General features: G+C 69.9%; 21 protein-coding genes. 7 read left to right on the top strand and 14 right to left on the bottom strand.

The window, feature by feature from the left end; all coding sequences use genetic code 11:
- Position 1: 1 nt before the first annotated feature.
- From CRP55_RS43685 to CRP55_RS53650, 8 genes are all read right to left on the bottom strand, one after another.
- Entirely contained in the window at positions 2-550 is a 549-nt protein-coding gene (locus tag CRP55_RS43685; protein WP_097327929.1) for a nucleoside/nucleotide kinase family protein, read from the bottom strand.
- Positions 547-2,247 carry a TIGR03618 family F420-dependent PPOX class oxidoreductase gene (locus tag CRP55_RS53655; protein WP_097327927.1) on the bottom strand — a complete coding sequence of 567 codons (1,701 nt, stop codon included), beginning with the start codon at positions 2,245-2,247 and terminating at the stop codon, positions 547-549. The genes CRP55_RS43685 and CRP55_RS53655 overlap by 4 nt, the downstream gene beginning before the upstream one ends.
- Positions 2,244-3,155 carry an ABC transporter substrate-binding protein gene (locus CRP55_RS43675; RefSeq protein WP_097327925.1) on the bottom strand — a complete coding sequence of 304 codons (912 nt, stop codon included), beginning with the start codon at positions 3,153-3,155 and terminating at the stop codon, positions 2,244-2,246. Before CRP55_RS43675 ends, CRP55_RS53655 begins: the two co-directional genes overlap by 4 nt.
- Positions 3,152-3,856 (bottom strand): ABC transporter ATP-binding protein, encoded by a 705-nt coding sequence (locus tag CRP55_RS43670; RefSeq protein WP_218854967.1) that lies wholly within the window; start codon positions 3,854-3,856, stop codon positions 3,152-3,154. Before CRP55_RS43670 ends, CRP55_RS43675 begins: the two co-directional genes overlap by 4 nt.
- Positions 3,857-3,887: 31 nt before the next feature.
- Complete coding sequence (locus CRP55_RS43665; protein WP_097327921.1) at positions 3,888-4,658, bottom strand: ABC transporter permease; 771 nt, start codon at positions 4,656-4,658, stop codon at positions 3,888-3,890.
- Positions 4,655-5,662: an ABC transporter substrate-binding protein gene (locus CRP55_RS43660; protein WP_097328049.1), complete on the bottom strand. Its 1,008-nt coding sequence runs from the start codon at positions 5,660-5,662 to the stop codon at positions 4,655-4,657. The genes CRP55_RS43665 and CRP55_RS43660 overlap by 4 nt, the downstream gene beginning before the upstream one ends.
- A 179-nt stretch (positions 5,663-5,841) precedes the next feature.
- Positions 5,842-6,123 (bottom strand): DNA glycosylase AlkZ-like family protein, encoded by a 282-nt coding sequence (locus tag CRP55_RS43655; protein WP_097327920.1) that lies wholly within the window; start codon positions 6,121-6,123, stop codon positions 5,842-5,844.
- Positions 6,120-6,332 carry a hypothetical protein gene (locus tag CRP55_RS53650; RefSeq protein WP_097327919.1) on the bottom strand — a complete coding sequence of 71 codons (213 nt, stop codon included), beginning with the start codon at positions 6,330-6,332 and terminating at the stop codon, positions 6,120-6,122. Before CRP55_RS53650 ends, CRP55_RS43655 begins: the two co-directional genes overlap by 4 nt.
- Before the next feature lie 123 nt (positions 6,333-6,455).
- Between CRP55_RS53650 and CRP55_RS43645 the strand changes: the two genes are divergently transcribed.
- A complete protein-coding gene (locus tag CRP55_RS43645) occupies positions 6,456-7,271 on the top strand; it encodes a DedA family protein (RefSeq protein ID WP_097327918.1) in 816 nt (271 codons plus the stop codon).
- A gap of 261 nt (positions 7,272-7,532) precedes the next feature.
- On the opposite strand, the gene CRP55_RS43635 is transcribed toward CRP55_RS43645, so the two are convergent.
- Positions 7,533-9,638, bottom strand: coding sequence for a molybdopterin oxidoreductase family protein (locus CRP55_RS43635; RefSeq protein ID WP_245923737.1), 2,106 nt, complete (start codon positions 9,636-9,638; stop codon positions 7,533-7,535).
- 525 nt (positions 9,639-10,163) lie between these two features.
- Between CRP55_RS43635 and ligA the strand changes: the two genes are divergently transcribed.
- From ligA to CRP55_RS52525, 3 genes are all read left to right on the top strand, one after another.
- A complete protein-coding gene (gene ligA, locus CRP55_RS43630) occupies positions 10,164-12,143 on the top strand; it encodes an NAD-dependent DNA ligase LigA (RefSeq protein ID WP_097327913.1) in 1,980 nt (659 codons plus the stop codon).
- A gap of 2 nt (positions 12,144-12,145) precedes the next feature.
- Positions 12,146-12,775 carry a DUF6891 domain-containing protein gene (locus tag CRP55_RS43625; RefSeq protein WP_097327912.1) on the top strand — a complete coding sequence of 210 codons (630 nt, stop codon included), beginning with the start codon at positions 12,146-12,148 and terminating at the stop codon, positions 12,773-12,775.
- Between the two features lie 74 nt (positions 12,776-12,849).
- Positions 12,850-13,578: a serine/threonine-protein kinase gene (locus CRP55_RS52525; RefSeq protein ID WP_143235353.1), complete on the top strand. Its 729-nt coding sequence runs from the start codon at positions 12,850-12,852 to the stop codon at positions 13,576-13,578.
- A 44-nt stretch (positions 13,579-13,622) separates the two neighbouring features.
- Here the strand turns inward: CRP55_RS52525 and CRP55_RS43615 are convergent, their stop codons facing one another.
- From CRP55_RS43615 to CRP55_RS43595, 5 genes are all read right to left on the bottom strand, one after another.
- A complete protein-coding gene (locus tag CRP55_RS43615; RefSeq protein WP_097327910.1) occupies positions 13,623-14,186 on the bottom strand; it encodes a histidine phosphatase family protein in 564 nt (187 codons plus the stop codon).
- 51 nt (positions 14,187-14,237) lie between these two features.
- Positions 14,238-14,486 (bottom strand): hypothetical protein, encoded by a 249-nt coding sequence (locus CRP55_RS43610; protein ID WP_097327909.1) that lies wholly within the window; start codon positions 14,484-14,486, stop codon positions 14,238-14,240.
- 217 nt (positions 14,487-14,703) lie between these two features.
- A complete protein-coding gene (locus CRP55_RS43605) occupies positions 14,704-16,452 on the bottom strand; it encodes a potassium channel family protein (protein WP_097327908.1) in 1,749 nt (582 codons plus the stop codon).
- The gene (locus CRP55_RS43600; RefSeq protein ID WP_097327907.1) at positions 16,452-16,838 is read right to left on the bottom strand and encodes a DUF6394 family protein; all 387 of its coding nucleotides are present in this window, start codon (positions 16,836-16,838) and stop codon (positions 16,452-16,454) included. Before CRP55_RS43600 ends, CRP55_RS43605 begins: the two co-directional genes overlap by 1 nt.
- Before the next feature lie 9 nt (positions 16,839-16,847).
- A complete protein-coding gene (locus CRP55_RS43595) occupies positions 16,848-19,952 on the bottom strand; it encodes a diguanylate cyclase domain-containing protein (protein ID WP_097327906.1) in 3,105 nt (1,034 codons plus the stop codon).
- A 269-nt stretch (positions 19,953-20,221) separates the two neighbouring features.
- On the opposite strand from CRP55_RS43595, the gene CRP55_RS43590 reads away from it, so the two are divergent.
- The 3 genes from CRP55_RS43590 (at position 20,222) to CRP55_RS43580 (ending at position 24,210) form a co-directional block, all read left to right on the top strand.
- Positions 20,222-21,439 (top strand): hypothetical protein, encoded by a 1,218-nt coding sequence (locus CRP55_RS43590; RefSeq protein ID WP_097327905.1) that lies wholly within the window; start codon positions 20,222-20,224, stop codon positions 21,437-21,439.
- Positions 21,424-23,592: a beta-glucosidase gene (locus tag CRP55_RS43585; RefSeq protein WP_097327904.1), complete on the top strand. Its 2,169-nt coding sequence runs from the start codon at positions 21,424-21,426 to the stop codon at positions 23,590-23,592. Before CRP55_RS43590 ends, CRP55_RS43585 begins: the two co-directional genes overlap by 16 nt.
- 63 nt (positions 23,593-23,655) lie before the next feature.
- Entirely contained in the window at positions 23,656-24,210 is a 555-nt protein-coding gene (locus tag CRP55_RS43580; protein ID WP_097327903.1) for a pentapeptide repeat-containing protein, read from the top strand.
- Positions 24,211-24,226: the final 16 nt, after the last annotated feature.

The raw sequence follows: 24,226 nt of genomic DNA, 5'->3' as shown, positions 1-24,226 counted from the left end.
CTTACCGCTCCACACTGCCGTCGATGATCAGATCGGCCCGCCCGCGCACGTCGTCGGTGCCGTAGAACTCGTCCTCCTGGCGCGCCCAGCGCTCCCAGTGCGGCTCATAGGTGGCGCCGTCGCGCGCGAGGGCCCGCTCCCGGCGCAGCGCGTCCGGAACCTCGATCCAGACCAGACCGCTGATGTACGGGGCCAGCACGCGCGCGCCGCACCCCACCCCCTCCACCACGAGGCTGTCGCCGCGCGGCACCTCGTGCCAGCCGGCGTACCGGTCCGCGGCCCAGTCCCAGCTCCGCCACCGCACCGGCTCACCGTCGGCCAGCGGCTTGAGCACCCAGTCGTGCAACGCGGTGACCCCACCGCGCAGCCCGTCCCACCCCGGATAGAGGTCGTCCATCCGGATGAGCGGCGCTGAGAGCGCGGCCGCCAGCCTGAGAGCCAGCTCGGTCTTCCCCGCGCCGGACCGCCCCTCGACCGCCACCACCCGTGTGCCACCCGCCGCCGGGGACAGCCCGCGCGCCCACGCGATCACCGCGTCCGCGCTCGTCATAGCTGCTCGACGACACGCTCGGGCACGATCCGCAGCACTACGCGGTCGGCTTCCTCACCGGGGTCGCCTATGACGTGATCCCGGCCGGTGTAGCGGCGGGCGAGCTCGTTCACCAGAGCCGAGCCGCCTTCGCCGACGACCGTGGCGTGGCCGCGGATCTCGACGTAGCGGGTCGGCGCCCGCCGGTCGTGGACGAGCACGGTGACCCGGGGATCGCGGCGGATGTTGCGGACCTTGCGGCGCCCGCCCTTCGTGGCCATGACCAGATTGTCCCCGTCGCGCCCGAGCCACATGACGCTGAGCTGCGACGACCCATCCGGCTCAGCAGTGGCCAACACCGCGAACTCGGGCCGGTCGACCAGCTCCCGCACGGCATCACTCAACCGCACGGCCACCGCCGCCCCCGCGGCAATCCGATGCGCCACCCGGTCTGGCGTTGCGCCGCTCTCGGCGGTTGCGGCCGAATCCGTGTGTGTGGCCGAATCTGTGGGTGCGGCCGAATCCGTGCGTGCGGCCGAATTTGTGCGCACTTCCGAATTTGCGCGCACGGCGGACTCCGGGCGCGCGGCGGGAGGAACGGGCTCCGGGCGCGCGGCCTGCTCCGGGTGCGCGGCCGAACCCGGGTACGCGGCGGGCTCCGGGCGCGCGGCCGGCTCCGGGTGCGCGACGGGAGCGGCGGACTCCGGGCGCAGGGCCGGCTCCGGGCGCGCCGCCGACCTCGGGTGCGCGGTCGAATCCGGCTGCGCGGCCGAATCCGGGTGTGCGGTGGCCGGGTGGCCGGGGGTGGGCTCGGAGCCGAGAGTGAGCGGCCGGGACGGGTCGGCGGACCACTCTTCGAGCGAGCCGTCGTAGAGGGCCACGTCGTCGCGGCCGGCCACGGCGAGGGCCAAGGCCAGGGCGGCGGCTGAGATGCCGCCGCCGCAGTACAGCCAGAGCGGGCGAGGGTCGTCGAGGAGGTCGCTGAGCACCGGCCGGAGCTGGCCGGGTGGGAGGAGGCGGCCGTCGGGGGTGTTGAGCAGGCGGGCGGGGAGGTTGCCGCTGCCGGGCAGGTGGCCGCGGCGGGAGTAGCGGGTGGGTACGTCGCCGCGGAACGCCTCCGGGTTGAGCGCGCACTGCACCGAGGCCTCGACGTCGCCGGCGAGCCAGCGCTCGAGGTCGTCGCGCGTGACCCAGCGACCGTCCTTCAGCCGCGGAGTCAGGCCGCCCGTCCGCACGGCAGGCTCGTCAGGCCGGGCGGTGGCCGAGGTGGGGTGGGTGACGGCTGGGGTGTGTGGGGTGCTGACTGACTCCACGGGGAGGCCGGCGTTGCGCCACGCGGCCAAGCCGCCGTCCAGGACCTGGGTGGGTATGCCTATCCAGTCCAGGAGGTACCAGAGGCGGGCGGCCCAGATGCCGCCCGCTCGGTCGTAGACGACTACCGGGGTGCCGGTGATCAAGCCCAACGCGGAAAGAGCCGCGGTCAAAGCGGCGGGGTTGGGGTGGGCGAAGTGGTACGGGGCGTCGGGGTCGCTGAACGTCGTGAGCAGGTCGGCGTGGTGGGAGCCGGGGATGTGGGCGGCCTGCCAACCCGGGAAGCCCGACGTCGCCCTGTGGTCGCCGTCGAACGTGGCGGACGGGAGCTCTACCGTCGCGTCGAGGATCAGGTGGGCGTCCGCTCGTACGGCAAGCTCTGTTGGGCTTATGAGCGGCGCTGTCACCGCGGCACCGCCCGGGGGACCTCGGCGATCGCGGAATGCCAGTCGAAGGTGGGCGGGAGGATGCCGGCGGCGGCCAGCCACGCGGTGTACGGGTCCATGAGCTCCGGGCGGATCTCGCCCCAGCGGCCCTCGTGCCACCACGTGGGGGCGATCAGCTCCAGTGAGCGGGCCAGCATGGCGCGGGGGAAGTACGGGATGACGTGGTCGAGGACGCGCAACGTCGCGGCCGGATCGTCCGTGGCGGCCCGGTAGCCGCGCTCGGTGACCTCCAGGAAGGTGGCCACCAGGTCGTCCTGGCCTTGCAGCGCGGGACCCGTGCCCAGCAGGTAGCTGTGGTACGGGGGAGCGCCGATCTCGTCGACCGGCCACACGATGCGCTGGTCCTGCGGCAACCGGGCGATCAGGGCGTCCCACGCCCAGTAGCCGCCGAACGTGGCGTCCACCTCGCCGGCGGCGATGTCGTCGACGCTCAGCTCGCGGTGGCCACTGTCGACCAGGACGACCTTGGACGGGTCGCCGCCGTCGGTGGCCACCAGGTGGTTGACCATCGCCACGCCGCGCGGGGTCGGGTTCAGGGCCAGGCGCTTGCCCTCGAGGTCGCGGGGGCGGGTGATTCCTCGGCCGGTGACCGTCTGGATGGTCTCCATCGCGCGATGGTTGATCGACGCGACTCCGCGCAGCGGCTGGCCGGCGGCCCGCCGTACGAGAAGCCGGTTTGTCGGAAAGACACCGAAGTGCACTTCGCCGCGGGCCAGGTGCTCGAGGGTGTCGCCACGCAGCGCGTCGAAGACGGTCAGTTCGACGTCGAGGCCCGCGTCGGCGTACCAGCCCTCGCGGCTCGCCACGTAGAAGCCGGCGGCGTTCGTCCAGGGGTGGAAGTACTCGAGCATCACACGCAGGTGGGTCATCGGGGACTCGCAGTCAACAGGTCGGTCAGCCGGCGGCGCAGGCGGATGAAGGTGGGATCGTCGACGACCTCGTCGCGACGCGGGCGGTCGAAGGGCACCTCGACACGTTCCAGGACGGTCGCCGGGCGGCGGGTGAACACGTACACGCTGTCGGAGAGCAGCAGGGCCTCCTCGATGCTGTGCGTGACGAACAGGATCGAGCGGCGGTTCTGCTCCCAGATGTCGAGCAGCCAGCGGTGCATCTCGGCCCGCAGCATGGCGTCGAGCGCGCTGAACGGCTCGTCCAGGCAGATCAGCTCCTTGTCGGCCAGCAGCGCCCGCAGGAAGGCGACGCGCTGCTGCATGCCGCCGGAGAGCTGATGGGGGTACGACCTGGCGAAGCCGTCCAGGCCGACCTTGCTCAGCCATTCCCGGGCAAGACCACGAGCTTCTTTCTTGCGTACGCCTCCAAGCTCCCGAGCGAGCACGACGTTGTCCTCGATCGTCCGCCAGGGCATGAGCGCCGGGGCCTGCGGCATGTAACCGATGAGGCCGCGACGGCCGACCGCATCCTCGCCACCGATGCTGATCTTGCCGGCCGTCGGTTTCAGGAGACCGCCGACCAGGTGGAACAGCGTGCTCTTGCCACTGCCGGACGGGCCGACGATGGAGACGAACTCGCCTTGCCCGACCCGCAGCGAAATGTCGGATAGAACATCCAAAGAGCCGAAGCTGTGAGAGAGCTCGGATACCTCAAGAGCGGCCACTGGCCCTCCCCCTGATCGTGAGCTTCTCGGCCAGGCGCACCAGGCCGAAGATGGCCAGGGCGAGCACCACGATGATCGCGATGGCGACGAAGAGCCGGTCGGCCCGGAACGCCGACTTCTGCGCGATCATGTAGCGGCCGATGCCCTCCTCGCTGCCCAGCCACTCGGCGATGATCGCGCCGAGCACGCTGTAGGTGGCGGCGATCTTCAGGCCGGAGAACATGGCCGGCAGCGCGGCCGGCCACTGGAGCTTGGTGAACAGCTGCCGGCGGTTGGCCCCGCTCATCAGCATGTAGTCGTTGATCGCGGCGTCGCTGCGGCCGAGCCCGTCGAGGGTGGCCACCGCGACCGGAAAGAAGCAGACCAGCACGATCACGACGAGCTTGGGGGCGATGCCGAAGCCGAGCCAGACCACCAGCAGGGGAGCGATCGCGATCGTCGGGACGTTCTGGCTGATCACCAGCAGCGGGTAGACGGCCGCCCGTACACCCGGAATCAGATGGAGCAGAACCGCGACGAGCAAGCCGGTGGCCACACCGGCGGCGAAGCCCAGCAGCGTGAGCTCGGTCGTGGCGAGGGTGTGGGTGGCCAGGACGTCGCGCTGGTCGACGAAAGCGTCCCAGATGTCCTTGGGGCTGGGCAGCAGCCAGGACTCGATGCCCGAGACCGTCGTGTAGACCTGCCAGAGGATCAGGAGCCCGACGACGGTGAGTGTCGGGGGGAGCCAGCGCCTCATGCCGAGGGCAGGCCGTCTCATTGGGGAAGGAAGGCGTTCGTGAAGGCCTTGGTGGCGTCCACCTGCTTCGTGAGGACCTTCTGGTCGTACAGCCACTGGGCGAAATCGGTCCAGACGGCGGGCTTCTGCTCACCCCAGCGGGCGGCGTCGTCCTTGTACTTGGGGCTGAGCCACTCCTGGCTCTTGGTGACGAGGTCCTTGTCCAGGTCGGGGGCGGCCTTGAGCAGGATCGCGGCGGCGTCGGCCGGGTTGTCGGCGGCGTAGCCGTAGCCCTGGGAGGTGGCGGCCAGGAACGACTTGACCACGTCCGGGTTCGACGAGATCTGCTTCTCGCTGGTGATCAGGATGGGGGTGTAGAAGTCGAGCACGGGCGCGTAGTCCTTGACGTACTGGATGTTCACCGGTTCGCCGCGCAGCTCGGCCTCGATGCCGGTCCAGCCGTAGAAGATCCACTCGAGGTCGATGCCCTTCTTGGTGGCCGCGAAGAAGTCGGCCTCGCCCACATTGACGACCTTGACCTTGGACGGGTCGCCGCCGTCGGCCTTGACGATCGTCTTGAGCAGCGGCTCCTCGACCGGGCCGCCGTAGCCGCCGTACGTCTTGCCGGCGTACTGGGCGGGGCGGGTGAGGTTGCGGTCCTTCGGCGAGCCGAAGCCGGAGGTGTTGTGCTGGATGATCGCGGCGATCGAGACGATCGGGGCGTCCTCGGCGCGGGCCTGGGTCAGGGCCTCCTGGGCGCTGATGGCGAACTCGAGCTTGCCCGCCGCGACCAGGGCCGACGGGTCGGTGTCGCCCGGCTGCACGATGTCGACGTCGAGGCCGTTGGCGGCGAAGTAGCCCTTCGACCGGGCCACGTAGAGGCCGGTGTGGTTGGTGTTGGGCGTCCAGTCGAGGGAGACCTTGACCTTTTGCAGCGACTTGCCGCTCGCCGACGCGGCCGGCTCGTCGTCCTGGGCCCCGCAGGCGGCCGCGGTGAGCGCGACGGAGGCGGCACCGAACAGGGACAGGGCGCGACGGCGGGTCATCGGGCTGTGCATGGCTATCAGGTCTCCACCGGGGTGTCGGTATACAGGCGTATGCAGATCAGACGCCGGAAACCTACGCCGGTTGATCATCCGGCAGAAGATCTACGTGACCCGCATTACACCCGTTTCCCACATGTTAGACCTGCCAGGTAGGAATTAACGACGCTGTCAGCCCCTCCTCAGGCGTGCGGACCCACGGTGACCTCGCCGACAGTCAGAGTCGCCTGCACGTCGAGGATGTGACCGAGCCGGGCCACGGTTGAGGGCTCGGGTAGAGGCGCGGCCCGGGAAGATGCGGTCTCTCGGGTGGGAGCCCACGCCGCGCCGAGCCACCGCGCCATGTGGGCCGGTGTGGCCGGTCCGCACGACCTCAGATAGTGGCGCATCAGCTCGTGGACGGCGTCCGAGGGCGGCATGGGCTGAAAACCCGGGATCCAGAGCGAGGGACTTGTGTACGTCACATTGCCGCCTTGACCAGGCTCCTCTCCTCCACGATGGCCCGCCGTACGCTCGCTTGCGTGCCCCCTTCGACCCGGACTGCCACCGACACCTCGGCCGCGCTCTGGATCTGGCAGTGCGCCCCACACATGGCGGCGACCGCCTCAGCAGCCGATTTCGCCGGCCCGATCAGGTGATGCCGCCGAAGCCGGCGGGCGATGATGGCGTCCATGCCCTCGACGGTAGATCCGATTGCGGCCGCTTCTTGACCTGATAGTGAGGCCTGCGAACCCTAAGGGTTTTCTCGGGGTAACGCCCGGAGGCTCCGAAAACGCCGGGGCGGCAGGCTGAAGCTGTGCTCACCGATCTCGCGAACGCCGCCAACGCCTTCGTCGACTGGCTGTCCACTCTCGACCAGTGGACGGTTCTGCTCTTCACGTTCCTGTCCTCCGGTGTCGAGATGACGTTCCTGGCCGGGCTGCTCGTGCCGGGCGAGTCGGTGGTCATGCTGGCCGGTTCGCTTCCGCAGGGGCCCGCCGGCTTCGCCGCCGTGCTCGTCGTGGGCACGCTGGGTGCTCTGGCCGGGCAGTCTCTGGGGTACGCGGTGGGCCGCGCCTTCGGTCCACGGCTGCGGGCCACGCGCCTCGGGCAGCGGATCGGCGCCGAGCGGTTCGACCGGGCCGAGGCCTACCTCCGGGACAAGGGCGCCCCGGCGCTGGTCGCGGTCCGGTTCGTCGCCGTCATCCACGCCGTCGTGCCGATCGTGGCCGGTGTCGTGGGCATGCCGTTCCGGCGCTTCCTGCTCTGGTCGGCCATCGGGACCACGCTGTGGGTGGGCGCGTTCGCGGGGGTGGGCGCGCTCACCGCTGGCGCCGACGCGACCGGCGGGCTGGGCCTGGTGCTGACCGCGATCGGCGCCACCTGTCTCGGCGTGGTCCCGTTCGCCGGGCGCCTGGTGCGCCGGCTCTCAGTCGGCTACTACCAGCGCCTGCGGGGCGGCCTGCTTCATTCTCGTTCGCAGCCAGGCCAGCTGAACCGCCGTCTCACCCTCGCTGTCGTCGACGACGCCGAGCAGTTCACGGTCGCGGGCCCCGTACGCGGCCTGACCGATCACCGTCCAGCAGATGTCACACTCGGACGCCATCAGGTAGAGGTCCTGCAGGTCGCGTAACAGCCCGATCCCGCCCTCGCGGGTGCCCGTGAACAGCGTCGAGTGCAGGCGGTCCGGCTCCTGGGGCGCCTCCTCGGCGTACCTCTCGGCAAATGGCCGCAACCGATCCGCCTGGGTCTCGCAGATCGTGGCCTGCCGGGTGCACAGGTGCTCGATGTCCGGTTCGTCGGCGTGAGCGGCGGCGACTTCCCGGAAGGCGCTCGCCAGATTTGTCTGTGACCGGTGCAGCAGCCCGAGATAGTGAGCGAGATGCATGGCGGTTCAGTCCCTCGGCTCGACGCGGACGGCCGCGATTTTGAACAGCGGCTGTTTGGAGACGGGATCCCACGCGGTCATGGTGAGCTCATTGGCCGCCTGCTGACCGTAATGGAAAGGAACGAAAACCGTTCCCGGCCGTACGCCCGTGAGCCGCGCCGGCACGACGATCTCGCCCCGCGGTGAGGTGACGGACACCTGATCCCCTTCGGCGACGCCCAGATGCGCGGCGTCGTCCGGGTGCAGTTCGATCCAGGGGTCCGGGGCGGCGGCGTTGAGTTCGGGGGCGCGGGCGGTCTTCGTCCGCGTGTGGAAGTGATAAACGGTCCGCCCGGTCGTCAGCGTCATCGGATAGTCTTCGCCGGGCGTCTCGGGGGAGGGCTGATAGTCCACGGCGTGCAGGAAGGCCCGGCGGCCGGGCTCCTTGGCCTTGTAGTCGTCGGCGGTGAATTCGGCGCCCGTGTTCAGGTCATGCCCGTACGTCTCGCAATAGTCCGGATCGGTGTTGAAGAAGCCGTCGCCGTAGAGGCGCTCTGTACCGACCGGCCATTGGATGCCGCCGTCGCGCAAGGCTTCGTAGGTGATGCCGGTGTAGTCGCACGGCCGTCCCTCGGAGCATTTCTTCCACGCCTCGAAGACCTCCTCCGGCGACGTCCACGGAACGAGCGGATCGCCGTCGCGGTCGCGGAAATCCATCCGCCGGGCGTAGTCGAGGAAGATGTCGAGGTCGGATCGGGCCTCGCCGGGTGGCTCGACGGCCTTCTCCGACAAATGAACGGTCCGGTCGGCGTTGGTGAAGGTGCCGAGCTTCTCGCCCCACGTGGCGGCCGGCAGGACCACATCGGCGAATGCGGCGGTCTCGGTCAGGAACAGGTCCTGTACGACGACGAACAGCTCCGGTTTCGACAGAATGCGCCGGATGCGCGCGAGGTCGGGCAATGTCACGGCCGGGTTGGTGGCGCTGATCCAGAGGAACTTGATCGACCCCTGTTCGGCGTACCGCCAGATCTGCATGGCGTGCGTCGGCGGCGCCCAGTGCGGAATGGTCGTCTCGTCGACGTTCCACAGCTCGGCCAGTTCCCGGATGTGCTCGGGGTTGTCCCAATTGCGGAAGCCGGGCAGATCGCCGTTGCCGCCGGCCTCGCGGGTGTTCTCGGCCGTGGGCTGCCCGTTCATTTGCAGCACCCCGGCGCCCGGCCGGCCGATCATCCCGCGGATCAGATGCAGGTTGTTGACCCCGCACGCCGCCGCCGTGGCCTGGTTGGACTGATAAAACCCTTGCAGCACCGTGGAAAGCAGCCGTTCCGAGGTGCCCAGCAGTTCGGCCGCCCGTTCGATGTCTCTTGCCTTCAGGCCACAGATGTCGGCCACGTGGCTCGGCGTGTAGGCGTCGACGGTTTCGGCGAGCCCCTCAAAACCGATCACATGCGCTTGGGTGTACGTGGGGTCGTACCACCCGGAATGAATGACCTGCCGAATCAAGCCGTTGACCAGGGCGACATTGGTGCCGGGCCGGATCGCCAGGTGAATGTCGGCCTCCTTGGCGACCGGCGTCTCGCGCGGATCGACGGCCAGCATTCGCGGCGGATTCGGCCCGCGCCGCCGGTCGAGCATCCGCATCCACAGCACGGTCTGCGTCGCGGCCACGTTGTGCCCCCACAACGCGATCGCGTCGCAATGGTCCACGTCGCCGTAGGAGCCCGGCTGACCGTCCGTACCGAAACTGGCCTTGAGAGCCGCCGCCGCGGTGGCGGTGCAGAGCCGCGTGTTCCCATCCATGTGCGGCGTGCCGAGACCGGCCTTACCGATGACGCCGAGCGCGTAATACTCCTCGAGAAAGAGCTGCCCGCTGGTGTAGAACCCGAAATGCCCCCACCCGCCGGGCCCTTGCGTCAGCTCCTTCGACCGTGCGACGACCCGCCCCATGGCCGTTTCCCAGTCGGTTTCCACAAGCCGGCCACCGTCACGGACAAGCGGCCGGGTGAGCCGGTCGGCGCTGTTGTTGGCCTGCCATCCGTACAGATCCTTCGGATCGAGCCGTCCCCGATTGACCCGGTCGTTCGCCCGCCCCCTGACGCCGACGATCCGCCCGTCCTTGACGGCGATGTCCATCGCATCCCCGTTCGAGTGCAGAATCGAGGCCGACGGCACCCACCGCTCAACCCCTTCGGCGGTGACATGCTCATCCGCCCGCACGGGCCATTCGAGCCCCTGCCCATAGGGTGTCCGCTCACCCCAGGGATCCAAGATCCGCTCATCCATAAGGCGCCGGATACCCGTGCACGCCCGCGTTAGTCGTAACCCGCCCGAATGACAAGCCGCCCTTCGCCATCACCGACCGGAGATCGTCGCCTACCACGTCGAAGCGCCGCCCTCGCCCCTGCCCTGGCCCACGACAAGGAGGCCACCGATGTGCTTCGCTCGACCCGGCCGCGCCTTCGGCGACAGGCACCTGCACCAGCTGCCCCACCCCGGAGTTCGCGCCGTTGTTGCACAGCGCCATAGTCGCAGGCCGACCGGCGGGCCCGGGCCCGAGCCGCGGCCCGAGGACCCTGAGGCGGTCGTGCGGGAGACCGCAGCCACCCCGACTCGGGCGGCGTCGGCGAAATTGTCGTACCCGGCACGTAGGTTGTCGGCATGACGGAGAGCGCCCTCACCGAAGCTGACTTCGCCGCTGCTGTCGAGCAGGCACAGACGGCCGCCAAGTCGTATTACGACACCGGCGACGTGCTGATGACCGATGCCGACTACGACGCGCTGCTCGACCGGATCACCGCGGCCAAGCAGGCGCATCCCGAGTGGGACGACCGTGGGGTGACCACGCGGGTCGCGGCGGGCGTGTCCGGTGGCGGCGACGTGCGCCATCCGGAGCCGATGATGTCGCTCGGCAAGGTCACCGGTGAGGACGAGGTGCGGGCGTTCGTCGCGAGCCTCGGCGGCGATCCGTGTCTGGTCGAGGTCAAGCTCGACGGGCTGGCCATCCGGGTGGCGTACGAGTCGGGCCGGCTCGTGCTGGCCGCGCTGCGCGGCGACGGCAGCACCGGGGAGAACGTGACCGGGCAGGTGCTGCGGGGCATCGCCGGTCTGCCCGGGCGGCTCGACAGCGCGTGGACGGGTGAGGTCCGCGGCGAGGTCTACATGACCGTCGGCGACTTCGAGGCGGCCAGCGCCAACCGGGTCGCCGCCGGCGGCAAGCCGTTCATCAACTCGCGCGGGGCGGTGGCCGGCTCGATCCGGGCCGCCGACCGGACGTACGAGGCACCGATGACCTTCGCGGCCTATGACATCACCGGTGATTTCGCCTCCCATCGGGAGCGGATGGCCCGTGCGGTCGAGCTCGGCTTCCGGGTGGCGGGGCGGCTCGCCACCGGCGAGGTTCAGGTCGCCGACGATGCCGACGCCGCGCTCGCCGCCGTCGCACGCATCGGTGAGCTGCGCAAGGGGCTCGAGTTCCCGATCGACGGGGCGGTGCTGACGGCCGATCTCGAGTCGACCCGGCGGCGGCTCGGTTCCGGCAGCCGTACGCCGTATTGGGCGGCCGCCTTCAAATATCCGGCCGACACCGGCTCCACCGTGCTGCGCGACATCGAGGTGCGGGTCGGGCGCACCGGGCGCATCTCGCTGCGGGCCGTGCTCGATCCGGTCTTCGTCGACGGCACCACGATCACCTACGCGACGCTGCACAACCCCAAGTTCGTCGAGGAGCAGGGGCTGGCCATCGGGCAGACGGTCGCCGTGTGGCGGGCCGGCGACGTCATTCCGCGGGTCACCGCGCCCATCGGCGAGCAGCCGCACGGCCTCACCCCGTGGGCGCCGCCCGAGACCTGCCCGCAGTGCGGCGAGCCGTGGGACAAGTCGAGCCTGCTCTGGCGCTGCCATACCGCCTCGTGCAGCGCCACCAACGCTCTCGAGTACTGGTGCAGCCGCGAGGCCATGGACGTCGAGGGTGCCGGCGAGGCGCTCTGCGTCGCCCTGGTCAACGCGGGTCTCGCGACCGACGTCGCCGATCTCTACACGCTCACCGAGGAGCAGTTGGCCGAGCTGCCCGTCGGCAACACCAAGGCCGGCGGGGTCGTCCTGCTCGGCAAGCTGAACGCGGCCAAGGTCATCGCGTCGCTCGAGGCCAGCAAGGCCCAGCCGTTCAACCGCGTCATCACCGGGCTCGGCATCCGGATGACCGGCCGCAGCGTCGGCCGCTGGCTCGCCGCCCGTTTCAAGACCATGGAGGCGCTGCGGGCCGCCACCGTCGAGGAGATCGCCGAGATCGACAAGATGGGCCTGATCAAAGCCCAGCATGTCGTCGACGGCCTCACCGCCATGTCCGGCGTCATCGACCGCCTCGCCGCGGCCGGCGTCACCATGAGCGTCCCCGAGACCGAGGGCGAAAAACCTTTCGAGGGCCGCACGTACGTGGTCAGTGGCAGCGTCCCGGGCTACACGCGCACCACGGTCAGCGAGCGCATCGAGCAGTTGGGCGGCCGTGCGAGCGGCAGCGTCTCGGCCACCACGACGGCGCTGATCACCTCCGAGACCACCACGGCCAAGGCGACCAAGGCGGCGAAACTCGGCATCCCCATCATCGACCCGGCCGAGTTCGCGCAGATGCTGGCCGACTGACCATGACCGACGAGTGGATCTACAATCGCCGGCCGGACGGCGCCCGGTTCCTGCCCGACCGGGTCGCCGAGCCGGCCCGCACCGAGATCGAGGACGACATCTGGTCATGGGTCGTGCGCGGCGAGGACGACGCCGACGAGTTCGCCGACTACCTCGACGGTGACGAGGTGCGTGACGGCATCACCGACGAGGAGCTGGCCTCGGCGTACGACCAAGCGCTGGCCGTCCGCCGAACCCAGCAGGCCGGCTGGGGGACCGTCCGCAGCAACCTCACCCTCGCCTTCGCCGAGCTCAACGACCTCGGGGTGCTGGCGCGGCAGAACTTCGCCTGTTGCGGCAACTGCGCCGCCGTCGAGATCCACGACGAGCGCGACGACTCCCGCCACTGGCACGGATATCTGTGGTTCCACGAGCAGGACACCGAGTCACTGATCGCCAGCGAGGACGGTTCGGTCTATCTGGGGTACGGGGTCTACGACGAGCAGGCCGACTTCCAAGCGGCCGTCGAGCGGCTCATGGACGAGGTCGTCTTCCCGGTCCTGCGCCGCCACGGGATGCGGCCCGAATGGAACCGCAACCTCGCCACCCGCATCCTTGTGACCGGTGCCCAGTGGTACGCACCAGTCGGATAGACCTCGCCCCCGAGGACCATCTGCGGGCGATCGGGACGATCTTCGCGGTGTTCGACCGGCAGGACTCGGGCAACATGTCGTACGGCGTCGAGTGGGACGGTGAGCGGCATTTCGTCAAGACGGCCGGACGCGCCGAGGACCCTGAGCAGCGGTGGGTGCTGCTCCGCAACGCGGCCCGGATCGGCGCGACATACCGGCACGAAGCCCTGCCCGCGTTGCGCGAGGTGATCGAGTCACCCCACGGCCCGGTGCTGATCTACGACTGGGCCGACGGGGAGTTGCTCGGCGTCCCCCGAGACAGACGCGACGATCCGGCGTCGGCGTTCCACCGCTTCCGTCATCTGCCCCCGGAGCGGATCGCGGCCGCGCTGGACAGTGTGGTCGAGGTGCATGACCTGCTGGGGAGGGCCGGGGAAGTGGCCGGCGATTTCTACGACGGGTGCCTGATCTACGACTTCGGCACGCACCGGATGTCGGTGGTGGATCTCGACCACTACCGGCCGGGGCCCTATGTGAACGAGATGGGGCGGATGTTCGGGTCGACCCGGTTCATGGCTCCGGAAGAGTTCGTCAAAGGGGAGACGATCGACCAGCGGACATCGGTGTTCACGCTGGGCCGGGCCGTGCTGGTTCTGCTCGGGGACGGCACGACGCACCGGGAGGCGTTTCGCGGGCCGGCGGCTCTCTGGGAGGTAGCGATCCGCGCATGCCAGCCGTTGCCGGCGGATCGCCAGCCGGATCTGGCCTCCTTCGCCGCCGATTGGCGTGAAGCGAGGTCGCTCGAAGGCGGCCGGATGGCTTGAAGCGGGTCGCTCGAAGGTGGCCGACCGGGGTGAGGCGGGGTCGCTCAGAGGTGGCCGGTGTCGTTGAAGGAGGTCAAGGTCGGTGGGCGGCCGGAGTCCCACTGGACGATCGTGAGGGCGCAGTTGTCCTGGTTGAGGCCGATCCAGCGCCAGGCCGGGGCGTCCAGGGCGTGACGGACGAACCAGCCGATCACGAAGTTGTGGGTGATCAGCAGCTCGTGACGGTCGGCGTCGCCGGTCACTCCGAAGTGGGCGACGGCGGCCTGAAGGGCGGTGGCGTCCTCGTCGCGCTCCTCGGCGGGAACGCTGTCCAGCCAGTCGTGCCAACGCGACGGGTAGACGTCGCGCTGGGCGGGGGAGGGAATCGGCGTCCGGTCGGTGACGTGGTCGCACGCGTGGCGGGGGACCTGCGGCAGGTAGGAGCCGACGATCTTCGCGGTCTGCGCCGCGCGCGGCAGTGGGCTGTGGTGGATCGCCGCGAAGGGGACCTCGTCGAGCCGCCGGGCCAAGCGTTCCGCCTGGTCACGCCCGCGCCGCGACAGGGCGCCCTCGGGCGAGGCGGGATCCTGCTCGCCGTGGCGGACGAGATAAAGCTTCGTGCGAGCCATGGCCAGCAGGGTAGATCACCAGCGCACGGCCCCGGACGGGAGCGGCGGGGATCAGCGGCCGGGGTTGCGGCGGACGGCGGGGAGGCGGCTGGCCCGGATCGTGGCTCGGCGGGGGCCGATGATCTGGCCCTGGTCGTTGACCTCGATGCCTTCGACCTCGTACCACGTCTCGCCGTCCTGCTGGAGGGGTGCGGAGGCGAGCACTCGGTCGATCCGGATGCGCAGCGGGCCGCTGCCGAAGCGGTAGTCAGCCTCGGCGAAAGTCCAGATCTGGCCGGTGGACGGGTCGTGGGTGGTCATCTCACCTCATCACCTCGGGGGCGGCGAGCGCGCCTGAAAGGAAGCTGAGACTCATCATGGACTCCTCATATGTGCGTGCCAAGGGCAAATGCACGTGCATATGCAATCGCCTGACGGAAGTTTGTCCGATTGGCTGGTTCGGCACCCCCGGAACGCGCCATCCATGCCGGGTCCGGTGATCGCGGGCCTGCTAAATCGGTTGACCTCGGAAGAGGCCTCAGCGGTGCGTGCTCGGCTTACGGCCCGTGACCTGCTGCCACAGCCACCCGGCGGGGACCGTGCGGCCATACAGGACGTACTCGCTGACCACATGATTGGTCATCGTGTCCAGCAGGTCGCGGCGGGCGATCCGGCGGCCCGCGAACAGAATCTGATCACCGGTCCGCAGGAGAGTGTCGTCGCTCGGGCCCAATGTCGACTCGTCGCCGCGCAGCAGGAGCAGCGGCACCGCGGCGATCCGCTGGTCACGGTCGTGCGGGCAGCGCATCAGGTCGCCGAGCGGGGCCCTGTCCGATCGGAGCCAGGCCGTCAGGGCCGGTGCCTCGCGCTCGGTGAGAGTGACCTTCCACAGGCCGTCCAGGCGGGAGCCGCAGTGGGCGTCCAGCATGGTGATCGTCTCGGCCGCCCAGTCGTCGCCTCGCGCCGGCATCTCCTGGAGGAAACGCCAGGTCAGTGGGGTGCTCAACTGGGCGTAGATCTCCCGGGCGGCCGTCTCGGCCGGCACCAGCAGCCAGTCGACGTCCATCGTGGCGAACAGGGGCGCGTTCCTCGGCCTGTTCTGCCGGGCTCCGATGAACAGCGACGGGTTCTCCTTGCGGGCCGCCGCCACCAGCGACAGGTTCGTCGCGTCGTTGTGCGTTCCGGCCACGAAACCGACCGCACTGGAGAGTGCGGCCTGCGCCATGACCGTCGGCTCCGACGCGTCGCCCTCGATCACGCCCGGCTCCGTGGCCGACAGGTCGATCACCGTCACCTCCAGGCCGTCCGCCCGGAGGTCGTCCACCAGTTTGTGCCCGAACCGCCCGTACCCGCAGACCACCCACCGGCCCGACGTCGGCGGGCGGCCCCTCTCCGGCAGCGTCGCCCCCTCGCCCTTGATCAGCCAGGCCAGGAGCTGGAACGACGACGGCTGGTGCAGGGCCAGGCGGATGTGGTCGCCGAACCGGTCGAACGGGTTGACCACCGTCGGCGAGCCGAACGCCCGCATCCGGTGCTCGATCACCGGCGACACCGTGCGGGCGATCACCGGCAGGTTCGGCCTGATCAGGGCGGCCGTCATGGCCACGGTCAGGTTGACCTCGTCGTTGTTGGTCAGCGCGACCACCCCCTCGCACTGGGGATGTTCGAGGCCGGCCGCGCCCAGCATGTGCGGGTTGGCCCCGTCGGCCACCAGCCCGGGCACGTCCGCGTAGTAGGCGTCGATGTCGAGCGAGTCCACATGCTCGGGCGTGTCGTCCAGCACGACCAGCCGGCGCCCGAGGGAGTCCAGCGCGTGCCCGAGCAGCTGACCGGTCTGCCCGTAGCCGACGATCAGCAGGAACGGCTCCCGCATGTGCACGACCTGCCGGGTGAAGCGGCGCAAGGCCAAAGCTTCTCGAAAGGCCCTGTCCCGTACGAGGGTGAGCAGCGATCCGATCGCATAGGCCCAGCCCACCACGCTCAGGTAGATCGACGCGATCACCCACAGGCGCTGGGCGCCGGTGAAGGAGTGCGGGATCTCCCCGTACCCGATGGTCGTGGCCGTGTAGCTCATGAAATAGAACGCGTCGAAGAAACCCATCCGGGTCGGGCGGCCCTCGGGGTCCTGGCCGGGCATCAGGGTCAGGCCGAGCACGCTGATCGCGAAGATGACGATCAGGACGATGAGCGGCGCCCGCATGCGGCGCAGGATCAGGAAGATCGTCGAGGACGGCTCGGTGGGGCGGGTGACCGTCGTGCGGCCCTTCGGACGAGGCTTGCCGTCCATCAGCGGCGGTTGAACGACACGGTCTCGATCACCAGGAGCGCGACCGAGACCAGGTTGGCCAGCAGCGCGCCGCCCGAGAGCGACACCACGCTCGCCGTCGCCTCCCCGGTCATGCCCGCGCCCGAGATCTGCGTGGCGTAGACCCAGGCCAGCGTGGCGGCGATGAGCTGAAGGTCGGCGACCAGGCTGGTGGCCAGGTGGACCGCGCCGATCTGGGTGCGGTCGCCGAACTTCAGCACGGTCGCGATCAGGTTGACCACGACCGCGGCGAACAGCTCGTACTCGTTGTGCAACGCCGGATCGGAGATGTCGCCGATGAAGAATCCGAAGTTGAGCGTGGCAGCCAGGAGCACGAAGAAGCCGAAGATGACCTTTTCGAGACTCACGGGTTCAACCTAACGGGGTGTGGCGTCGCGCGCGCGGTGGAACTCGCTGCGGCGGCGGCGCTTCTCGGCGTACATGGCGGCGTCCGCCTGTTCCAGCGCCGCCGCGAAGCCGTCCTTCGGGGTGACCGCGGCCCAGCCGACCGAGGCCGCGACGCCGGCCACCTCCATCTCCAGGTGCACCCGGGCGATGACCGTCTCAGCGTCGGCCTCGGTGCACTGCGGCAGCAGCACGCCGAACTCGTCGCCGCCGAGACGGGCGACGACGTCGGTGTCGCGGACGGCGCCGGCCAGGGCGGCCGCCGCGGCCCGGATGTACGCGTCGCCGGCCGCGTGCCCCTGCGTGTCGTTTATCGTCTTCAGCCGGTCCAGGTCGACCATGGCGACGACGGTCGGGTCGGCCAGCCGCTCGTACAGCGTCTCGGCCCGTTCGAGCAGTCGCTGCCAGGCGCGCCGGTTGGGCAGTGCGGTCAGCGCGTCGGTGTCGGCGCTGACCTGCTCGCGCAGCAGCGCCCCGGCCGAGCGGTCCTGGGCCCGGTCGGCCGACAGGGCCGCGGTGAGCAGCTGCCCGAGCAGGGCGAGCAGCGGTTCGGCCCCGGCCATCCGAGGGTCACCGGTGTGGCTCTGCGGGTCGAGGCCGCAGATCGCGCCGAAGACCGAGCCGTCGGGTTCGCTGATCACCGCGCCCGCGTACGTGTTGATCTCGATGAGGTCGTTGACAGCCGCCGCCGCGTACAACGGAATGGTTTGTGCCTCGAGGGCGACGGCCGGCGTCCGGCTCGCCGCCATGTGGATGCAGAAGCTCTGCTCCCACGGGTGGCTCTCGCCCTGCCGCAGTCCGTAGCCGTTGTCGGCGTCGAGGTAGAGGTAGGTCTGCCGGCCGTTCTCGACGCGGGTGACCGCCCAGAAGGCCAGCGGCATGTTCTCGTGCAGATAGTCGAGCACGAGGCGGGCGGCCCTGGCGAACGTGCCGGCCGGGGCCGGGGTGGGCGCCGACGACGGCACCGCCCGGCGCTCGGTGGTGACCTTGGGTGGTGGCTCCTGGTCCGGCTTGGGCGCGGTCGTGGCGTCGACGGGCAGCGTGAACGTGAAGCGGGAACCGTCGCCGGCCGGGTTGTCCGAGGCCTTGATCGTGCCGCCGTGCCGCTCGACGATCTTCAGGCAGATGCCGAGGCCGAGGCCGGTGCCGCTGTACCCGCCGCCGCGGTGGGCCCGGTGGAAGTTCTCGAAGACGCTGTCCTGCTGGTCGGCCGGGATGCCGATGCCGTTGTCGTCGAGCGTCACGGTGACCATGTGGTCGGCCCGCGAGGCCGCGACCGTGATCTCCGGGGTGACGCCGGGCGCGGTGTATTTGATCGAGTTGCTGATCAGGTTCTCGAGCAACTGCCGGGTCAGGACCGGGTCGGCGTACGCGGCGCCGAGCTCCCCGACGTGGAAGGTGGGCAGCGGGGCGCCGGTGCTCTGCGCCTGGTCGATCCGGGCCATCGCGATGTCGTTGACCACGGCCCCCAGGTCGACGACCGAGGGCGCGATCGTGGCGTCGCGGGCCGTCGTGTACGCCAGCAGATCGTTGATCATGTCGCGCATGCGGACCGACGCCCGCCGGATGCGGCGGATCCCGTCCTCGGCCTCGGCGGTGGCCGGATGGTCGGGGTAGTCGGCGAAGGCCTCGGCCAGCGCCTCGCTCCAGCCGTCGATCGTGGCCAGCGGGTTGAGCAGGTCGTGGGCGACGACGCCGGCGAAGTTGGCGAGCTCGGTGCGGTGCCGGCGCTCGGAGGTGACGTCGTGAAAGACGGTCACCGCGTAGCGGCCGCTGCCGGTGGTGGCCGCGATCGGCGTGGAGTTGACGTTGAGGATGCGCCCGTCCGGCAGCGCCGGGTTACGGATCAGCAGGTCCATGCCGCGCACCTCGCCGCCGGCCAGCGCCTGCCGATACGGCATGTCCTCGGGCTTCAGCGGGGTGCCGTCGGGGTGGAACAGCCCGTAGAACTCGGGGTGCCGCATCAGGTCGGACGGGCTGACCATGCCGCCGACCAGCCGCCGGACCGCCGGGTTGCGCAGCAGGATGCGGCCCTGCTCGTCCATGACGGTCAGGCCCTCGCTCATCGAGTCGACGATCGTGGTCATCAGCTTCGCCTGCGCGGCCGCGGCCTCCTCGGCCGCGCGCAACTCGCGCAGGATCGTGTTGCGCTCATCGCGGCCCAGCGCCAGAGCCAGACCCACAACGGCGATCATTCCCACGTACGCCTGTGCGACCAGCGCCCGGGCCGGGTTCGACCCGATGAGCGCGAACGGGCCGGTGCCGCCCAGCGTGTACAGCACCGCGACAGCGCCGAAGGTCAGGTCGTGCAGGATGACGAAGCCGGTGTGCAGGCGGGTGCCGGCCCAGACCGTCATCGCGATCAGCGAAAACGCCAGCGGCAGCCGGTTGTCGGTGCCGAACACGGCCGTGTACGCGGCGATCGACAGCACGATGACCAGCGCGTATTCCAGTTGCTTGCGCGGCGGCAGGTCGGTCCAGATCCGGCGCAGCGACGGGGTGCGCCGCCGGTGGACGAGATAGCCGATCCGCAGGCCGGCCGCCCCGATGAGCAGGATGCTGACCGAGTTGCGGGTGAGCCAGACCGCGGTGGCCGGCCCGGAGTAGACGCCGTTGACCGCCCACACGCCGGTCGGGCCGATCAGCGCGCCGACCGCGGTGGCCACGAAGGCGGCGGCGACCAGGCGCCACAGCTCCTGCGGCCGGGCCAGCGGCCGCTCGCCGCCACCACCCCACAGTCCGGGCAGCCAGCGCCGGAACAGGACGGCGAAGGTGCCCGCCTGGGCCAGGTTGGCCACCACGAACCACAGGGCCAGCGCCGCGGGCGCGCCGGTGGCGGTGTTCACGCCCATGGTGACGGCCGCGAGGGCGACACCGTCGAGCCAGCGCCACCGGGAGTTCCACTGGGCGAGGAACCAGATGGCGGAGACGCCGGCGGCCGGCCAGACCATGCTCAGGTTGGTCTCGTCCATGACCGTCTTGCGGCCGACGAACGTGGCCGCCACATAGAGGACGGTGAAGAGGAACGTGCGCAGCAGGGACGCGCGCAGCGTCTTACCCGCACGCAGCTCAGCCATCAGCGCACCGCCCCCTCAGAGGTCCTATCGACCCGTCCGGCGGTTCGATGAGCCGCTGTGCCAGGTGCGTTCTGTGCTACACCGCGTGCATCAAGTCCTAACGCCCGTTCTCAGCGACGACACAGGATGAGATCCAGAGCGGAAACACCGCCGAAACATCTTCCCCCGTACCCATGCGCCGAGAAGTCAGAGGCAGGGGTAAATGTGAAACGTATCAAGCTGATCATGCTCACGGTGGTGGTGGCCGTCGGTCTACCGGCGCCGGTGGAGTGGAGTTCAACCAGGTCTCCCTCGGCGCGGCCGCCTACGACCCGGCGCGGCACGACTGGACCAACGACTCGTGGGCGACCGCGATGAGGGCCACCTGCGACACCGGCCGCCGCAACGGCCTCCAGGTCGACCACATCTACACGCCCGGTTGGTCGGCCGGCACGACGACCGTCGCGCCGGACGGGCCCGGCTCCGCGAGCTGGACCGCGCCGCCCGTCGGCACCTGGGCCGTCGTCGGCAGCTGGATGATGGGTACCGGTCACACCGTCGGACTCGCCGGCACGACCAAGACCACCTACCTCGTCGACCACTTCTCGCTCGACGGCATCGCCGCGATCAACGAGCTGTTCCGCGATCACCACCTGAAACCCCTCGCCGCGTGGGCCCATCAGCCTGGTCTGACGCTGCGCGGCCAGCCCTACAGCTCGTGGGGACCCGCACCGGTCGCCATGCAGGAGCTGGCCGGGCTGCTCGACGTGGCCGAGGGCGAGGACCGCTCGTTCACCAGCGGCAGCGGCCTCAACCACCGGGAGAACCGCTCGTCCGGCGTCTGGCCCGGCTGCGGCGACACGACGCCGGGCGCGGCCCGCGACCTCTACTTCACCGACCAGTCCCTGGCCCGGGCCGGATACACCTACGGCTTCCTGGGCCGTACGCAGGTGAGCGACCCCGCCGCGACCGTGCGCGACGGGAAGCTGCTGATCGATCGGCTTCGCCGGAACAAGAACGTGCGCGAGGTGAGCAGCGAGTCCGCTGTCGCCCCGGCGCTGGCCGCGGCGGGAGTGCGGCCGGCGGCGTCCCTTCGCGCAGCCACCCGGCTGCCGGGCGGCGTGCGGATCGACATCTCGGCCACCAGCGGTAACGGGGTGCTGGTCGCCCTCACCAAGGGCAACGAGGACACCGTGCGCGCAGCGTCGCCGTGGATATCTACGGCCGTCATGTCGTACGAGACGGGTGAGACCCCCGAGACGACGACGAGGAAAGCGCTGGCGCCGATCTATTCGGTCGAGCTCAACGGCAGGAAACTGCCGCCGGCCGACCTGATGGACCCGTCGGCGATCGCAGTATCGCTGCGCCAAGGCGCCAACTCGTTGCGGGTGCACGTGGCGACATTGCTCGGCAACGCGGCCTACGGCTCGCGGCAGCCCTACGGCCTCATGGGACCTGTCCGAATTCATCAACCAATCAGGAAGGAAGTTGCATGCGTAAACGTCTGATCGGCGGGGCGGCGGTGCTGGCGCTGGTCGCACCGTTCTTCACGCCCGTGGCGGCGCAGGCCGCCGTGGACTGTTCGACGGTTCCGTGGATGAACAAGAGGAAGTCGCCCGAGCAGCGGGCCTTGGCCCTGCTCACGGCGAGCACGCAGCACCAGAGATACCGGTGGCTGGTGGAGCAACCGGCGAACAGCCCGGCCCAGACGGAATGGCAGGGCGGGGTCGTCTATCCGGTTCAGGTGCCGTGCACGCCGACCGTCGTCTATTCGGACGGGCCGGACGGGGTGCGGTTCACGCCCGGAGTGACCGCTTTCCCGGCGACCATCGCGCAGGCGGCCACCTGGAACGAATCGCTGGCCTACGCGAAGGGGAAAGCGCAGGCGGCCGAGGCGTTCGACAAGCAGAAGAACGTGCTGCTGGCGCCCGGACTGGCCAGTGGAAGGACGCCGCTGTCGGGGCGGACGCCCGAATATCTGGGCGAGGATCCGCTGCTCACCGGCCTGATCGCGGCGGCCGGATCGCGCGGCATCGAGCAGGACTCGCGGGTCCTGGCCACGCTCAAGCACTACGTGGCGAACGAGCAGGAGACCGACCGGCAGACCAGTTCCTCCAACGCCTCCGAACGGACACTGCGCGAGATCTACGACCTGCCCTTCGAGATCGCCGTCGACCGGGGCGCGCCGTCGAGCGTGATGTGCTCGTACAACCAGATCAACGGCACCTATGCGTGTGAGAATCCGCGCCTGAACTCCGTACTCAAGCAGGATGTTGGCTTTGATGGTTATGTCATGAGCGACTTCGGGTCGGTGCATTCGACCGCGGCGTCGCTGGTGAACGGAATGGACCAGGAGCTCAACCGGCCGATCTGGTACACGCCGGCCAAGCTGGACGCGGCGCTGGCGGCGGGGGAGATCACGCAGAAGCAGATCGACGCCGCGGCTTTCCGGGTCGTGCGGTCGTACATCAAGGGCGGTCTTTTCGACAATCCGCTGCCGGCGGCACCGGTGGCCGACGCCTCGACGGCGGCGCACAAGGCGATTGCCCGCACGACCGCCGAACAGGGTTCGGTGTTGCTGAAGAACAACGGGTTGCTGCCGTTGTCGCCGCGCAAGGGCGACGAGATCGCGGTGATCGGGCCGACAGCGTCCTCGACGCCCACGAATGGCATCAGCGCGAGCTCGGTCTGTTCGCTGCCGTGGCGTTTCGGCAATCCGACCACCCTGCAATGCGAGGACCTGGTGTCGCCGGAGACGGCCATTCGCGATCGGGCGGCCAAGGCCAAAGCGTCGGTCACGTTCGACAACGGCAGCGACATCGCGACCGCTGTGGCCGCGGCGAAATCGGCCGACGTGGCGGTCGTCTTCGGATATCAGCGGGCCGGCGAGTTCACCGACCTGGCCGACCTGCGGTTGCAGGGCAACGGCGACGCGCTGATCGCCGCGGTGGCGGCGGCCAACCCGCGTACGGTCGTGGTCCTGCAGACCGGCAGCGCGGTCGAGATGCCGTGGATCGCCCAGGTGCCGTCGGTGCTGGAGAACTGGTACGGCGGCGAGCAGATGGGCCCGGCGATCGCGTCGCTGCTGTTCGGCGACACCAGCCCGTCCGGCAAGCTGCCGATGACCTTCCCCAAGGCCCTCGCGGACACCCCGACGGCCGGCAGCGCGGCGCAGTACCCCGGCGTAGTCGACGCCAACGGCATCCGGCAAGTCGACTACAACGAGGGACTGAAGGTCGGTTACCGCTGGTATCAGAGCGAGGGCATCCGGCCGCTGTTCCCGTTCGGGCACGGCCTGTCCTACACCTCGTTCGCCTACTCCACGCCCAAGGTCACCGTCTCTCATGGCCTGAAGATCAAATTCACGATCAAGAACACCGGCCGCCGTACGGGCACCGAGGTGGCCCAGGCCTACGTCTCGCTGCCCGCCGCGACCGGCGAGCCGCCGTCCCGCCTGATCGGCTGGGAGAGGGTCACCCTGGCTCCCGGCCGGCACAAGACGGTGGAGATCGACCTGAGCCGTTCCGACCTGTCCGACCTGCACCTGCTCCAGTACTGGGACTCGTCCCGCTCGTCGTGGACCACCGCCCGCGGTGTCTACGGGCTGAGCGTCGGCGGTTCCTCGGACGCCAAGCAGCGCACGTCGTTCCGCATTCGCTGACCGTGGGACGGGGCGGCTCCGGCCGCCCCGTTCCTGTCGTACCCCACGGCTACAGTCCCTCCCATGGGAACGCTGCGCACCGACGGCCGCCACGACGGCGACGAGTTCATCGACCTCGACCTGTGCGAGTCCACACTCGAGGGCGCCGAGTTCGACAAGTGCACCTTCCGCAACGCCCGCTTCAACTGCGCCGAGCTGACCGACGTGGCCTTCCTCAACTGCACCTTCGTGGCCTGCAACTTCTTCGACGCCACACTGACGAGTTGCAAGCTGGTCGGCAGCACCTTCGACCGCTGCTCCTTCGACCTGCTGACGGCCGACGGCGGCGACTGGTCCTTCACCTCGCTGCGCGGGGCCGACCTGTCCACAGCCACCCTGACGGGCCTGCGCATGCGCGAGGCCGACCTGACCGGGGCCCGTTGCCAGGGCAGCACCCTGACCGGCCTCGATCTCTCCGGCGCCCAGTTCCACCAGGCCGATCTGACCCGCTGCGACCTGCGGGGCAGCGACCTGAGCACGCTCGACCCGGCGACCGCCTCCGTGCGCCACGCCATCATCACCGGAGACCAGGCGGTGACCATCGCGTCGGCCCTGGGCATGGAGGTACGCATGGCCTGAGCCCCGCCTGGCATCA

It is taken from the genome of Paractinoplanes atraurantiacus (assembly GCF_900215205.1).
GTDB classification, from domain to species: domain Bacteria; phylum Actinomycetota; class Actinomycetes; order Mycobacteriales; family Micromonosporaceae; genus Actinoplanes; species Actinoplanes atraurantiacus.
The sequence above is the reverse complement of the archived record's forward strand: the minus strand, read 5'-3'. Positions and strand labels throughout refer to the sequence as shown.